The organism is Niallia endozanthoxylica (genome assembly GCF_008710145.1).
Lineage (GTDB): Bacteria > Bacillota > Bacilli > Bacillales > Cytobacillaceae > Bacillus_BD > Bacillus_BD endozanthoxylica.
On record NZ_VYKL01000019.1, the window covers coordinates 71,415 to 86,583 of the forward strand.

At 39.5% G+C, this 15,169-nt stretch carries 15 protein-coding genes; 7 read left to right on the forward strand and 8 right to left on the reverse strand.

Translation table 11 applies throughout. From position 1 onward, the window contains the following. Window positions 1-6 precede the first annotated feature (6 nt). The 7 genes from F4V44_RS13135 (at window position 7) to narI (ending at window position 8,784) form a co-directional block, all read left to right on the forward strand. Window positions 7-663 carry a DUF429 domain-containing protein gene (locus tag F4V44_RS13135; RefSeq protein ID WP_150440478.1) on the forward strand — a complete coding sequence of 219 codons (657 nt, stop codon included), beginning with the start codon at window positions 7-9 and terminating at the stop codon, window positions 661-663. A gap of 121 nt (window positions 664-784) precedes the next feature. Further along, complete coding sequence (locus F4V44_RS13140) at window positions 785-967, forward strand: hypothetical protein (protein WP_150440479.1); 183 nt, start codon at window positions 785-787, stop codon at window positions 965-967. 164 nt (window positions 968-1,131) lie between these two features. Next, the gene (locus F4V44_RS13145; RefSeq protein WP_150440480.1) at window positions 1,132-2,094 is read left to right on the forward strand and encodes an NAD(P)-dependent oxidoreductase; all 963 of its coding nucleotides are present in this window, start codon (window positions 1,132-1,134) and stop codon (window positions 2,092-2,094) included. 178 nt (window positions 2,095-2,272) lie between these two features. Further along, complete coding sequence (locus F4V44_RS13150) at window positions 2,273-5,962, forward strand: nitrate reductase subunit alpha (RefSeq protein WP_150440481.1); 3,690 nt, start codon at window positions 2,273-2,275, stop codon at window positions 5,960-5,962. Further along, a complete protein-coding gene (gene narH / locus F4V44_RS13155; protein ID WP_150440482.1) occupies window positions 5,952-7,517 on the forward strand; it encodes a nitrate reductase subunit beta in 1,566 nt (521 codons plus the stop codon). The genes F4V44_RS13150 and narH overlap by 11 nt, the downstream gene beginning before the upstream one ends. Then, entirely contained in the window at window positions 7,492-8,040 is a 549-nt protein-coding gene (gene narJ, locus F4V44_RS13160; protein ID WP_150440483.1) for a nitrate reductase molybdenum cofactor assembly chaperone, read from the forward strand. The genes narH and narJ overlap by 26 nt, the downstream gene beginning before the upstream one ends. 39 nt (window positions 8,041-8,079) lie before the next feature. Beyond that, window positions 8,080-8,784 (forward strand): respiratory nitrate reductase subunit gamma, encoded by a 705-nt coding sequence (gene narI, locus F4V44_RS13165; protein WP_150440539.1) that lies wholly within the window; start codon window positions 8,080-8,082, stop codon window positions 8,782-8,784. Window positions 8,785-8,822: 38 nt separating this feature from the next. On the opposite strand, the gene F4V44_RS13170 is transcribed toward narI, so the two are convergent. From F4V44_RS13170 to F4V44_RS13195, 8 genes are all read right to left on the reverse strand, one after another. Further along, window positions 8,823-9,251 carry a hemerythrin domain-containing protein gene (locus F4V44_RS13170; protein WP_150440484.1) on the reverse strand — a complete coding sequence of 143 codons (429 nt, stop codon included), beginning with the start codon at window positions 9,249-9,251 and terminating at the stop codon, window positions 8,823-8,825. A 139-nt stretch (window positions 9,252-9,390) separates the two neighbouring features. After that, window positions 9,391-10,887 carry an MFS transporter gene (locus F4V44_RS13175; RefSeq protein WP_150440485.1) on the reverse strand — a complete coding sequence of 499 codons (1,497 nt, stop codon included), beginning with the start codon at window positions 10,885-10,887 and terminating at the stop codon, window positions 9,391-9,393. A gap of 189 nt (window positions 10,888-11,076) precedes the next feature. After that, complete coding sequence (locus F4V44_RS13180) at window positions 11,077-11,346, reverse strand: hypothetical protein (protein WP_150440486.1); 270 nt, start codon at window positions 11,344-11,346, stop codon at window positions 11,077-11,079. Between the two features lie 93 nt (window positions 11,347-11,439). Beyond that, window positions 11,440-11,592, reverse strand: coding sequence for a hypothetical protein (locus F4V44_RS27375; RefSeq protein WP_191090671.1), 153 nt, complete (start codon window positions 11,590-11,592; stop codon window positions 11,440-11,442). 92 nt (window positions 11,593-11,684) lie between these two features. Then, on the reverse strand, window positions 11,685-11,789 hold the full coding sequence (gene cydS / locus F4V44_RS28390) for a cytochrome bd oxidase small subunit CydS (protein WP_396897499.1): 105 nt from the start codon (window positions 11,787-11,789) through the stop codon (window positions 11,685-11,687). Window positions 11,790-11,816: 27 nt separating this feature from the next. Further along, a complete protein-coding gene (locus F4V44_RS13185) occupies window positions 11,817-12,827 on the reverse strand; it encodes a cytochrome d ubiquinol oxidase subunit II (protein WP_150440487.1) in 1,011 nt (336 codons plus the stop codon). Beyond that, window positions 12,824-14,170 (reverse strand): cytochrome ubiquinol oxidase subunit I, encoded by a 1,347-nt coding sequence (locus F4V44_RS13190; protein WP_150440540.1) that lies wholly within the window; start codon window positions 14,168-14,170, stop codon window positions 12,824-12,826. The genes F4V44_RS13185 and F4V44_RS13190 overlap by 4 nt, the downstream gene beginning before the upstream one ends. 353 nt (window positions 14,171-14,523) lie before the next feature. Next, window positions 14,524-15,060 carry a ribonuclease H-like YkuK family protein gene (locus tag F4V44_RS13195; RefSeq protein WP_150440488.1) on the reverse strand — a complete coding sequence of 179 codons (537 nt, stop codon included), beginning with the start codon at window positions 15,058-15,060 and terminating at the stop codon, window positions 14,524-14,526. Window positions 15,061-15,169 lie beyond the last annotated feature (109 nt).

Here is a 15,169-nt window from a genome sequence, read left to right on the forward strand (position 1 = left end):
AACATTATGATTGTGATGGGAATTGATTTATCTGGACCAGCCAATCATAAGGATACAGCAATGGCGGTTTTTCAAACAACAGGAGATGAATTGAACCTTTTGGATAGGGTGGTTCATGTTGATGATGAGAAGATTCTTTCCATGATTCTCTCTTATACCAAATATGAAATAATAATCGGAATCGATGCCCCGCTTTCTTACCAGGATGGTGGAGGGGATCGGCCTCAGGATAAAAGCTTGCGCGATTTTATAAAAAGTTATGGGCTTCTAGGCAGTTCCATCATGCCGCCAACTTTAACAAAGATGGTTTATTTAATCCTTCGCGGTATATCCTTAACAAGAAGAATCATGCAGTTGAACGATGATAAAAAAATAAAGATTGTAGAAGTACATCCCGGTGCTGCAATCGGCACTCGTATTGGACCCTCGTATTTATACCATGCACTGCATTATAAAAAAGAAATTCACTCAAGATACGTTATTCTTGACTGGTTTCAATCCGTTGGTCTAAAAAATTTGCCCATTGATATTGCAGATAACACTCACCAAATGGATGCATGTGCTGCAGCTTTAGCCGCATGGCATTGGGGAGACTCCGCAAAAACGCCGGTTTGGCATTGGGATGGCGTAACATCCGCTCACCCATTTGAAATATGCTGCTAAAAACCACGAATGCCCATCGACTTTTTATATATTTTCCATTTTCTAAAATTAAAACAGCCTCATGAAATCGCAGAATAAATCATCCATGAAAGGCAAAAGTAAGGAAAAGGGGGGAGATGTCATGAGTGATTGGAATGAACAAAGTGCACCAAATAATAATTTGACCCCAAGCTCTATCCGCTCTTCAAAGCTTGTCGGAAACAACAAACAAAACCATGAGTTCTCTGAAGAGCTGTCAGATAGCGGTGTAAGGGATAAAGTCATCAATTGGCAGCGAAACAAACGAAAATCAGGAAATTCATAAGATAAGGTATTAGGATAAAAAGGCTGACTTTATTCCGTCAGCCTTTTATTATGCCAAAAAATCTTGATTTAATAAAATAAAGCGAAAGTCGCAAAACTGGGTTATAATGGAAGTGTATATTACGCTATATATGGAACGCATTTCTTAGAAATGGGGGGAGGCCTATGAAAATACTATTTATGATTCGTGATCCATTTGTTGATGCCTATCCGAAGCTGATTGAGGATGCAAAGGCATTGGCAGATGAGGTCAAAGTATTGTATACAGATAATGGAATTAGCATAGAAAGTCTTATAAAAGAAGTGAAGGATGTAGACATCATTGTTGTAGCTATAGTGAAAATTGACCGGGAAGTAATAGATGCTGCCTCTAAATTGAAATATATCATCAAATTTGGTGCCGGCTACGATAATATTGACGTTGAATATGCATATGAAAAGGGAATTCCCGTCACAAATGCACCAGGGTATAATGCTGAAGCGGTTGCCGATCATGCCTTTGGATTAATGCTGTCTGCCGCGAGAGATATTCCTCGGAAAAATAAAGAAATGAAATCTAATCATTGGGAACTTTCTGTTGGCCATGAAATCTATAAAAAACGCTTGGGCATCGTCGGTTTCGGCTCAATTGGAAAAGCCATTGCAAAGCGAGCAGCCGGCTTTAATATGAAAACCATTGCTTTTGGCAACTATAAGGACTACGAGGCTGCTAAGAAGTGGAATGTAACCTTTGTTAGTAAAGAAGAACTTTTTCAAGCATCAGATTATATCATCATAAGCACTTCTTTGACCGACCAAAATCGTCAAATGGTAAATAAAGAACTGTTAAATAGAATGAAGCCAACAGCTTTTATTATCAATATTTCACGTGGTGCGCTAATTAATGAAGAGGATCTCATTGATGCTCTGAAGCAACATAAAATTAAGGGTGCAGCATTAGATGTCTTCGAAACAGAGCCGCCTAATAATGAATTAGCCATACTGCCTAATGTTGTGGCTACTTCCCATATTGGCGGATCAACCTATGAATCGATTCAAAGAATCGGAAATCTAACCATTCAAAATATTTCCAGGTTATTGGAAAATGAACCATTAGAATTTGTCGTAACACCTGCTTTAATAAAATAGGAAATTTATGAAAGTCTCCTTCCATAGGGGGCTTTTTATTATTTAAGACTGTATAGAGAGGCAGGGGGTTAAATGAAAAGACTTTTCGCCACTATTTCTCGCTATTTTTACATAATAAATCCCAAACCGTGAAAGATAAACAAGGATAGGAAAATTCCACCATGAAGGGAGCAAAAGAATGCGAAAAAAAATCTCGCCGTTACTGAAGAAGCTGACGTACTTTGGAAAGACGCAGGATTTAACAGAACACAGTGTTCTTCAGGGAGCCGACCGGGAAACAGAGAAATATTACCGGAATCGGTGGCAGCACGATAAAGTTGTCCGCTCTACACATGGAGTAAACTGCACCGGATCGTGCAGCTGGAAAATCCATGTGAAGGACGGAATTATCACATGGGAAACACAGCAGACCGATTACCCAACAACAGGACCTGATATGCCGGAATACGAACCGCGCGGGTGTCAGCGTGGCGCAACTTTCTCATGGTATACATACAGTCCTCTACGTGTCAGATACCCCTATGTGAGAGGAGATTTAATCCGAATCTGGAAAGAGGCGCGAAATAAAATAAGTGACCCCGTTCAAGCCTGGAAATCAATTATAGACGACCCGGAAAAAAGAAAATCATACAAAAGCGCTAGGGGAAAAGGCGGTTTTGTCCGATCGAATTGGGATGAGGTGTATGAGCTCATTTGTGCTCAATTAATTTATACGCTTCAGGAATATGGACCGGATCGGATTGCCGGCTTTTCACCGATTCCAGCCATGTCCATGGTCAGTCATGCAAGCGGTTCGCGGTTCATTAATTTACTTGGGGGAACGATGCTCAGCTTCTACGATTGGTACGCTGATTTACCACCCTCTTCCCCGCAAGTCTGGGGAGAGCAGACCGATGTTCCAGAGACATCTGATTGGTATAACTCGTCCTATTTGCTTGTTTGGGGTTCAAACGTACCGCAAACTCGTACACCTGATGCGCATTTTCTTACAGAAGTTCGCTACAAAGGAACAAAGGTTGTCTGTGTAGCACCTGATTATGCTGAATATGTCAAGTTCGCTGATCAATGGCTGCCAGTTCAGGCCGGAATGGATGGAGCTCTTGCAATGGGGATGACCCATGTCATTTTGAAGGAATTTTATGTAGACAAACAAATACCATTCTTTGAGGATTATGTCAAACAATATACAGACCTCCCATACCTGATTACATTAAAAAAGGATGGAAATCATTTTACTGCGGGCCGTTTCTTACGCGCAAGTGATATAGGAATGGAACTTGAGTATAAAGATTGGAAAACAATCGTTTATGATAAAAAATCAGGTAAACTCGCTGCACCTAACGGCAGTATCGGCCATCGCTGGGAGAATAAAGGTGAATGGAACCTGGAAATGAAGGATTCTGATAATAGTCTGCAAGACTTGGATCCTGCTCTAACGTTACTTGGTATGGAAGATGAAACAGGTGTTTTATACTTGCCTTATTTTGGCACGGAAAACAATGAAATCTTAAAGCGCGGAGTACCCATTAAAAAAATAGAGCAAAATGGTGAAACCATCTATGTGACGACTGTATTAGATGTTTTAATGGCACAGGCAGGCGTGAAGCGTGGAAATTTACCAGGAGATTATCCACAAGATTATGATGACCCTAAACCGCATACTCCGGCCTGGCAGGAAAGCATAAGCGGAATTGATCGGAAGGTATGTGCGCAAATTGCTCGTGAATTTGCCCAAAATGCCATTGATTCAGGCGGTAGATCGATGATTATTATGGGAGCAGGTATCAACCATTGGTATCATTCTGATGCGATTTATCGTGCCATTTTAAATATGGTTCTCCTTACCGGTTGTGAAGGGGTAAATGGAGGAGGATGGGCCCATTATGTCGGGCAGGAGAAGGTACGTCCGCTTGAAGGCTGGCAGACGATTGCCATGGCTCGTGATTGGGGTGGCCCGCCGCGTCTGCAAAATGCTACCTCTTTCTTCTATTTTGTAACGGAGCAGTGGCGGTACGATGATCAGCGTCCGGCTGAGCATATTTCACCGCTTTACGATCAGCCGCGCTATAGCAATATGGCGGATTATAATGCGTTAGCAGTCAGACTTGGGTGGGTCGCTTCTTATCCTCAGTTTAATGCTAATACATTAAAACTGTATGACCAGGCAAATGCCCAAAATAATGATGAGGCCATAAACTATGTGGTCAAACAAATTAAAAATGGCTCGTTAAAGTTTTCCGTCGAGGAGCCAAGTAATCCTGTCAACTTTCCGCGGTCCCTTTTCGTATGGAGAGCCAATTTAATCGGAAGTTCAGCGAAAGGACATGAATACTTCTTAAAATACATGCTTGGAACCCATAATGGTGTATTGGCTGAACCTTATAAAGATCTTGGCTGTACAGAAGTAGATGAAACAATCCCAATCCCTGATGAGGGAAAGCTTGATTTGTTAATTGATTTGAATTTCCGTATGTCCGGAACAGGTATGTATGCAGATATTATTCTTCCTGCTGCCACATGGTATGAAAAATATGATATCAGTTCATCGGACACACATCCGTTTATTCATCCATTTAATCCGGCTATTACACCACCTTGGGAAAGCCGAACAGATTGGAATATTTTTAAAAAGTTAGCCCACACTTTCAGTGAAATGGCGAAGCAGTATTTTCCAAATCCGGTTAAGGATATTGTGACAAATGCCCTTCTTCATGACTCTAGGGATGAAATCTCTCAGAAGTTTGGATTAGTTCCAGATTGGAAACAGGATGGTTCAGAACCTGTTCCTGGGGAGAATTTCCCGCGCGTGCATGTTGTAGAAAGAGATTATACAAAGGTATTTGATAAATATGTCGCCCTTGGAACCAATGTAAAAGAAAATATCGGTGCTAAAGGAATGGGATGGGATGTTAAAGAAGAATATGACGAGCTAAAGGATATTTTGGGAACTGCAAAGGATTCCAACCAATATAGCGACTGTCCTGATTTATCGTTTGATCGTAATGTAGCCGAAGCCATTTTAACCCTATCGAGTACAACGAATGGCTCTGTTAATCAAAAAGCATGGGTTGCACTTGAAAATAGAACAAGTCAGAAATTAAGTCATTTGTCTCATGAACGTGCAGAAGAGCATATTTCTTTTGATGAAATATCTGCACAGCCGCGAAAAGTGATTACCTCTCCCGTATTTAGCGGGATTGAAACAGGAAATAGACGGTATGCCCCATTTGTAATTAATCGTGAATTTTTAGTTCCATTCCGAACCTTAACAGGCAGACAGCATTTTTATTTGGATCATGAAATGATGTTTGAATATGGTGAAGCCCTTCCTGTTTTTAAAGGACCGATCAAACGGATGGCTTTTTATGATAAAGACGGAAAGCCTGAAACAAACAAACAGGAAATACGGCTCCGCTATTTAACACCGCACTTTAAATGGTCCTATCACAGTACTTATTTTGATACATTGCCGATGTTAACATTATTCCGCGGCGGAACAACGATTTGGCTGAATAATGAAGATGCACAGTCTGTCGGTATCAATGATAATGACTGGCTCGAAGTATATAACCGTAATGGTGTAACTGTCACGCGTGCAGTGGTCAGTCACCGGATGCCAAAAGGAATATCCTATATGTATCACGTTCAGGACCGTTTGATAAATGTACCGGGATCCACGATTACAAAGGATAGGGGAGGAACGTTTAATAGCCCAACCTGTCTAACAATGAAGCCGACTCATTTAATAGGCGGCTATGCACAGCTAAGCTATGGATTTAATTACTATGGTCCGACAGGAAATCAACGAGATGAGCAGGTGATGATTCGAAAATTAGAAAGAAGCGAGGTGGATTGGCTTGAGGATTAAAGCACAATTTGGCATGGTGATGAATTTAGACAAATGTATTGGTTGTCATACCTGTAGTGTGACCTGTAATAACACCTGGACAAATCGAGCAGGTGCGGAATATATGTGGTGGAACAATGTTGAAACAAAACCAGGAATTGGTTATCCAAAAGAATGGGAAAATCAAGAAACCCATAAAGGCGGCTGGGAGCTGCGAAACGGGAAAATTGAGTTAAAAGCAGGCGGCCGCTTAAACAAGCTGATGAATATCTTCTATAATCCAAACATGACAAAAATTGATGATTATTATGAGCCATGGACTTACAACTACGAGCATTTAATTAACAGTCCAAAGAAAAAGCACCAACCGGTCGCTCGTCCGAAATCATTATTAACAGGTGAATTTATGGACCTGGATTGGGGACCAAACTGGGAAGATGACCTTGCCGGTGTGTATGAAACAGGGAAACGGGACCCCAATATGAATAATGTGGACGCCCAAGTGATTCAAGACTTTGATCAAGCTTTTATGATGTATTTGCCGCGCATTTGCGAACATTGTATGAATCCGCCATGTGTATCGTCCTGTCCATCTGGTGCAATATACAAACGAGATGAAGACGGAATCGTACTTGCTGATCAAGATGCCTGCCGAAGCTGGCGTTTTTGTATGAGCGGCTGCCCCTATAAAAAGGTCTATTTTAACTGGAAAACGAACAAAGCCGAAAAATGTACCTTCTGCTTCCCAAGAATTGAAAACGGTCAACCGACAGTATGCTCTGAAACCTGTGTCGGTCGTCTCCGCTATATTGGCATTGTCTTATATGATGTAGATCGGGTGGCAGAAGCAGCATCTGTAGAAAATGAGAAAGATTTATATGAAGCACAGCTTAGCCTTTTCCTTGATCCGAACGATCCAGAAGTCATTAAGCAGGCGAAGCGTGACGGGATTCCAGAAGATTGGATTGAAGCAGCTCAAGAATCACCTGTGTATAAGCTAGCGATTGAACACAAAGTCGCTCTGCCGCTTCATCCCGAGTATCGCACCATGCCGATGGTTTGGTATGTGCCGCCGCTTTCACCGATTATCAATCAGTTTGGCGGAGAAATTGACACGATTGACCCGGCCATTGTCTTTCCGACGATTGATCAATTCAGAATTCCTATTCAATACTTGGCAAACCTGATGACGGCTGGAGATACGGATGTCATCAAACGGGTGTTAAAAAGAATGGTGGCTATGAGAACCTTTATGAGAAGCCATAATCTTGGAAAATCCTATGATGAACAACTTCTGCAAAATGCTGGACTTACCCGCGAATCGGCGATTGAGCTTTATGAACTATCAGCCATTGCTAAATATGATGACCGCTATGTGATACCAAAATCACATAGAGAAAAAGCAGCCAATATGTACGAGGCACAGGGTTCAACAGGATACGCATTCTCGGAAGGCTGTAACAGCTGCAGTGTAAGCCCGCTGCAGGAGGAGAATGATGACATTTATGCTTTTAGTGAACGGTATTGGAGTGATTTAGGTGGAGCAATGGATGGAAAACTATCAGTTGACTTTTAAATTATGTTCAATGATGCTTCGCTACCCTGACAAAGAATGGGTACAGAGTGATGAAATGCAGGAATTGATTCAGTCAGTTGAAGAAGATGAGATGAGACACGCGTTCCTCTCTTTTTGGGACTATGTGCGGGAAACGAGTTGGGAAGATCTAGCGGAAAATTATGTGAGATGGTTTGATCTTACGGAAAGTACAACCCTTTATTTAACTTATGGGATTTTCGGTGATAACCGGGAAAGAGGACCGGCATTTGTGAAATTAAAGATGGAATTTGCGAAGGCAGGCTTTTATATTAAGGAAAATGAATTACCTGATTATCTGCCGCTTATTCTTGAATTCGCTTCAATGGCTGAATTGAAATACGCAAAAAAGGTTCTTGCTATTCATTTAAAAGCAATTGATTCCTTATTTGAGGGGCTGAACAAACAAAAGAATCCATATGCTTATTTAGTAAGTGCATGTTTAATGGAAATAGACAACCTATTGCCAAGAAAAGAAGAAAGGATTAACCACAATGTTGGTTAATCCTTGCTGGAGGGAATCCAAGTGATTACATTAACATTCATGGATGTCTTTTTATGGGTGATTTTCCCATACTTAGCGCTCACTGTATTTGTATTAGGACATATATACCGCTATAACACCGATCAATTCGGCTGGTCAGCTAAGTCTAGTGAATTTATCCAAAAAGATTCATTATTAAAATGGGGGAGTATCCTTTTTCATTATGGAATTGTATTTGTCTTTTTCGGACATGTAGCAGGTGTATTAATACCTAAGGGCTTCTATGATACCATTGGTATTAATGAACATATGTATCATTTCGGTGCCGTCTGGATTGGCGGTTTAGCCGGTGTAGCTACGGTTATAGGCGGTTTACTACTGACCGTCCGCCGTGTGACAAACAAGAGAGTTTCGAAAAACAGCGCAAAGAGGGACCTGATTACATTACTTTGGATTGGTGTTGTGGTTGTTCTCGGATTTACGAATACCATTGGATATACAGCAACCGGAGGAGATTTTGATTATCGGACTACCATCGGTCCCTGGTTCAGAGGCATTTTAACCTTTAGACCAATGCCTGATTTAATGGCGATTTCACCAATCGGCTTTAAGCTCCATATTTTCACGGGCTTTCTATTATTTGCTCTCTGGCCGTTTACCCGCCTTGTCCACGTCTGGAGCCTTCCTTTGGAATATTTGACAAGGAAATATGTCGTCTACCGTAAAATGAATACTCGTAAAGCCGTTCGTGGAGCTGAAGAGTAATATATACGAAAAAAGGAACCACAATGCATGGTTCCTTTTTAATGATGATTGAACAAATAACCTTCTTCCTGCTGGTTATGAATCTTTGCTAGTACATAAATGGCTTTAAAATAGTCAACCATTTCATCGCTAATGGTTTCTTGGTTCATTTTCTGTTTTATTTCATCAATGATGGTGCGAAAAAGCTCATGATCTCTTTTTAACATCGTTAAGGGTGTCGCTAATTCCGGCTTCTCTTTTATTTTTTCATCATAAAATTCCTCTTCCTCCGAATCAGCGTGGGCAATTAGTCGTGTTTCCCAATGCTCAATCAGTGCTTCTGCTGTCATTCTGGCATGTTTTTCATGATCCTCAAGCTTTTCATGACGAACCTTTAAAAGAAGATTAAGTAAATCTCTTCCTTCTGTTACTACTCCATCATGAATCGAACGATGTGCATCTAATTTATGTAATGAAGGACCTGACATACGATGAATTCCTCCTGTTTTATTAAAGTGAATTTGTTCTGTAAGGAAAGCTCCTTTTGCTTGAACATTTTTAAGTATGGTCATGAATGAAAACAAGTAAACATAAAAAGGGGGAATCCTGTGGACACCACTGCAAAAACTATTTTTCTGGCTGTAATTCATTAAACATTCCCACATAATGGGTTGGATTATCATTCTCATCCTTTATTCTACTAATGGTTAATAACTGTAGATAATCTTCATTATTTTTTTTTCGATTCCAAATGTGTCCCTGCCAATAGCCATTCTTTTCAATTTGCTCCCACATCTTTGCATAAAAGGAGGAATCATGTTTTCCGGATTTTAACACAGCAGGTGTTTTGCCAATGATTTCTTCTTCTTCAAACCCCGTAACTGTGATAAATGCTGGATTCACTCTTTGGATGGTGCCATCTAAATCTGTTACCATAATTCCTTCAATCGTTCCTTCAATAATACGGTCAGATACGGTTAGTTTATCCTGATAGTATAACCCGATGACAATCACAAGACAGGCAAGGGAGAATTCTGAAAGAGCCATAAATCCAATCGCATAATGACCCGTTAAATCAAACAAGGTTGTCAGGATAAGAGGAGGGAAGAAGCCTCCAAGACCGCCCATTGCTGCTACAATTCCGTTCACAATCCCTGCCTGTTTTGAAAAATATAAAGGAACCAGCTTAAAAACAGTACCATTCCCAACTCCAGCACATAAGGCAACCAACATACAGCCAATGGTGTAAATCGTTAAGGAAGGCTTAAAGGACAGGATAAAACCTCCAAAAGTGATACCGCTAAAGACAATGATTAAAATGATATAAGAATTAATTTTATCTGCAAGTAATCCTCCAATCGGTCGAAATAAGGTAGCGACAATGATGAATCCAGCTGTACGCATACCCGCATCTACACTTGATAACTGAAATTGATTGACGAGAAAGGATGGTAAAAATACAGTAAATGCTACAAAGGAACCGAAGGTAATAAAATAAAAAAGACAGATAAACCATAGCTTATAACTTTTATAGACTTCTTTTATTTGTTCAGAAAGGGCCACTTTCACTCGGTTTTCCTTTCGATCACCAAATAGAAACGTAAGGGCCGCAAATACCAAAAGTAAAATGATATAAAATTGAATCGTTCTTCGCCATCCGAACGTATTAGCTAAAACGGGAGCAGAAAAAGAAGTAATCGCCGTACCGATATTCCCAGCACCGTAAATACCATTAACAAACCCATGCTTTTCTTTTGGGTAGTATTTTGGTAAAGAAGTTACCCCAACGGAAAATATGGCACCACTAAGACCTAACGCTAAACCTCCAATGAGTAAATCTGCTACGGAATTTGCTGCACTAATGTAGAACACAGGGAGGATTAAAAATAAGAGACTGATAAAAAATATCCACCTTGCTCCGTAACGGTTCGTCCAATAGCCGATTGGAATCCTTAAAATTGACCCTAAAATAACGGGGACTGCTGTGATCATGGCAGACTCACTTGGGGTTATGTCAATGTCCAATTTTATAAAAGAAATAAGTGAAGATAAAATTACCCAAACCATAAATCCTAAGATTAGGTTTCCTGTTTGTAAAATAAGCTGTGAATTGGCTCGTGCCATCCTTTATGCACCTTCCTGCGAATAAAAGTCATTCATGTTTTCTTTAATAGGATTTGCTAAACCTGACAAAACAAAGGGACCAATTTTTACCTAATATAAATCTATAAAGGAAACAAGCATGAAGAAAAGCACAAAGGAATCCTCCGTCATTGAGGATTCCTTTGTCTTTAGTATTTTTTTCTTCACATGTTAAGTATAAGATTCAATCGCGTGCTCCAATGCATTAAAGGCTTGTCCAAAAGCAGCTGAAGAAGATATATCACCTGCGTTTTCCAATGCCACCTTTGCATTTCTTGCCTGTGTTAAAGCAGTAATAACATTTTCAATCATTGTGCCTTTATCTCCATATTGCTCTAACGCAGACTGAAGCTGTTGAATCGATTGGTCTAAATCAATAGATTCTGGATGATCATAGGCGTTCTCTAATTGTTCTTTCACTTGCTGTAAAATCTCTTTCATTTCTTAATCCCTCATTTTTGAAAATTTTTATCCCGCATGTAGTGTAGCCGAATAATAAGGATATATGCATTATTTATAGAAATGAAATCATTTTTACTTGAGCTCTCGTCCACGGTACATCAACGCTAAGCGTCTTCTAGTTGCACCGCTAAAATCCGCAGCAGGTCTGCTTCTTAAGCGTTCTCTGATTGGATTATTATAATCAAGACCTGATACTTGTTCGGAATTATGCTGATTATCAGTCATAAATTATTCCTCCTTTACGAGAATAGTTTTTCCCTTGAATTCAGGCGCAATCAAACCTTTTGAAAGGAACAAATTCCTTCTATTATATATAATCACTTTTTTGTAACGCTTTCATCCTTAACGGCACTCCAAAAAGAAATAATAATGGACGCAACTACCACCATTATTGGTGCATAAAAAATAAGAAATTCATCCATCTCTTTTCCTCCTTACGCATAATCATTTCATTTACCTTCCACATACTCTTTATTAAATAAAAATAGATTAAGCAGCAGATACAAGGACGGGATAAGCAAACCTAAGCCTGCAATAAATGCGATAACTAGTGCGGTAGCCATAGCTGCATTTGTAAAGCTGTCATAAAGGGTCAGATACGGGTAAAGTAAGTAAGGGTAGTGGGAAATCCCATAAGCGAAAAAGGCCAGGGAAAATTGTCCTATTAACAATCCAAGTGCTGTCCCGTATGACTTCTTTTTCCATAATAAATAAAATGTTCCCATAAATAATAAAAAAGATAGAACAAACATCCACCACAAATGTATTAATTGTTCATAATGTTCCATATTATGTGAGCGCATTTCAACAATAATTCCCGCTGCAGTGAGTATCATCGGTACAGCAGTAGTCAATGCGTAAAGCCTCATTAAGCTGGATGCTGCCTCATCTTTTGCTTTATGGGCATACCAGGTTAAGAATACAGCTGAAATATAAAGTACAGCTGTTAAACTAAGCAGTACAATGCTCCAGGTTAATGGGCTAAAAAAAAGCATTTTATAATCCAGGACAGGACCAAATTCCTCCATCCTGATAAATCCTCCCTCTGAAATCGTTAAAACAATCGATAGGGAGGCGGGGATAAATAAACCCGTTAGTCCATAAAGGTATACATATCGCTTATGACGGAGCTTTCCATAGGTTGTAAACGCATAATAAGCCCCGCGAATCGCTAATAAAATAACGGCAATGCTGACAGGAACGAGGAGAGTAGTACCGTAGTAATAGGCTGATTTCGGGAAAAAGCCAACAATCCCAACAAAGAAAAAGACTAAAAATACGTTAGTTACTTCCCATACTGGAGATAAATAACGCTGAATAATTTTAGTTAGAATATGTTCATTCCCTCTAAATGTACTATATGCATTAAAAAAGCCTGCACCAAAATCAATGGATGCGACAATGACATATCCGAATAGAAAAATCCATAATACGGAAATACCGATTATTTCAAGTGTCATAGGTAATCACCAGCTTTCTCTAATCCTTGATCTGCTAATTCTTGTTCAATCGTATTTTTTCGAAACATCCGAATTAACACGACAATACTGCCAATTCCTAAAACAATATATAGTCCGGTAAATAGAAGCAACATTAAATCAACCTGACCGCTAGTTGTTGCTGCATGGCTTGTTTTCATAATTCCACGTAAAATCCAGGGTTGTCGTCCTACTTCATCAAGCCACCATCCAGCTTCGATTGCCAGGATAGAGAGCGGTCCTAATAGTAAAATGAGCCAATTAAACCATTTAGAAAGAATAAAATCCCACTTTTTAAGTGTTCCAATCCAATAGATTAGTGCAACCAAAACTGTAATCATGCCAATCGTCACCATCGCATCAAATAAATAGTGAATATAGAGGGGAGGAGTTTCATCTTTTGGAAAGTGGTCTAGACCTATCACTTCTGCTGTCGGGCTGCTATGAGCTAAAATACTGAGGGCAAATGGAATCTTAATCGCATATTTGACTACATCCTCGTCAAGGATTCCATATAAAATAAGCGGAGCATTTCCTCCCGTTTCTAGGTGCCATTCAGCAGCAGCTAATTTTTCCGGCTGATATTCAGCTAGAAATTTCCCGGAAAAATCTCCAATTACCGCCGTTGCAATCGAAAAAATCAGTCCAATCTTCATGGTTAGAAATAGAGCTTTTTTATGATACACATGTCTTGAGCCTCTAAGTAACCTGTATGCAGCAATCGAGGCTAGGACAAATGCGCATGTCATAAAAGCAGAAGTAAGAACATGCGAAACTTTAGTCGGGACAGCCGGATTAAACATGGCTAATAATGGGTTAATATTAACAAGCTGTCCATCTTGAATATCAAACCCTTGAGGAGCATTCATAAAACTATTCACAATCGTAATGAACACAGCTGAGAAGGACGCACCAATGGCAACCGGAATCAACAGCATGAAATGTTTCTTCTGATTTTCAAATCGATCCCACGTATATAAATAAATCCCTAAAAAAATAGCTTCAAAGAAAAAGGCGAAAGTTTCCATAAACAATGGGAGAGCAATGATATGGCCTGCAAGCTCCATAAAATTAGGCCATAACAAGGACAGCTGCAGCCCAATAGCCGTTCCAGTTACAACGCCTACAGCAACCGTTATGACGTACCCGCGGGCCCATCTTCTTGCTAAAAGTATGTAATGATGATCATTCTTTTTAATACCAATCCACTGCGCAATCATAATCATAAGCGGAATCCCGACACCTATGGTTGCATAAATGATATGAAAAGATAATGTTAATTCGGTTAATACACGGCTGTAGAAAACAGCCTCTTCATTCACCATCATTCCCATTCTCCTTATCCAGAAATAATACGTCCTAAAATAGATAGTCCCATAATGAAAGCGACAATAAAACTCAGCCAAATTAATTTCCGTTCATGATTTTTATACATCTATGTAACTCCTTTAAGTTCAAAAAATCACAATAATTTCGGTTTCAGCATACTTTGAATAGGATATCCGAAACCTATATATTTATTCTTTTATAGAAAAGGGAAAAGAGATTAACTGTTTATATAAATGTTAGCTGATAAGGAGTGGAATGGAGAGAGGGAGGGCCTGTCCTTCAAATCAACTTCCCATTAAAAGGGGAAGCAGCCTATGGGGGAAAGAAAAATAGAAAGTGAAGCAATAAGTTATTTGGTAAAACGATTAGCGTAGCAAGAGGCAACAAAGGAATTTGGTTTAATCTTAGGTTCAATCCCCATCGATTCAATCCGTTTAACCATTTCTTCTACAAATACTCTTGTCTTATTTCTGTTTCCGGCTCCGATATCTAAATGTCCTTCCATCGTAAAGGAAGCACCTCTATAAAGGTTTGGTAGTACGATATCAATCATTGTATTTTTCCTTTCTTCGGTAAACATAGAAACAATTTCTTCCGTTAAGGAAGTTTCCTTTGAAATTCGTTCATGAAGCATTTTCATTTTTCTTGGAATCACGACCTTTCGGATACACGCCCATGCGCCTTTCCCTTCATTCAAAATAACAATTCCAGTAATGAACCTTGTATATCTATCATGAACTTGAGAGTCAGTACCAATCATTAAACGGAAGTTGCCACTTCTGTCCAAATTCATAAATTTAATAATCCTATTAAATGCTTCTTCAAAATTCATATTTCTTTCCTGAGAATTTTGAAACAAGAAATCTCTTTCAACATCATATTTCATCCAATCACCCTTCTTTTTATACATTTTATACATTTCTCAAGACATCTTGTTAATAACGTATAAGGCACATATGGGTAAGACTTGCTACATTCATATGTATGCAGTCACA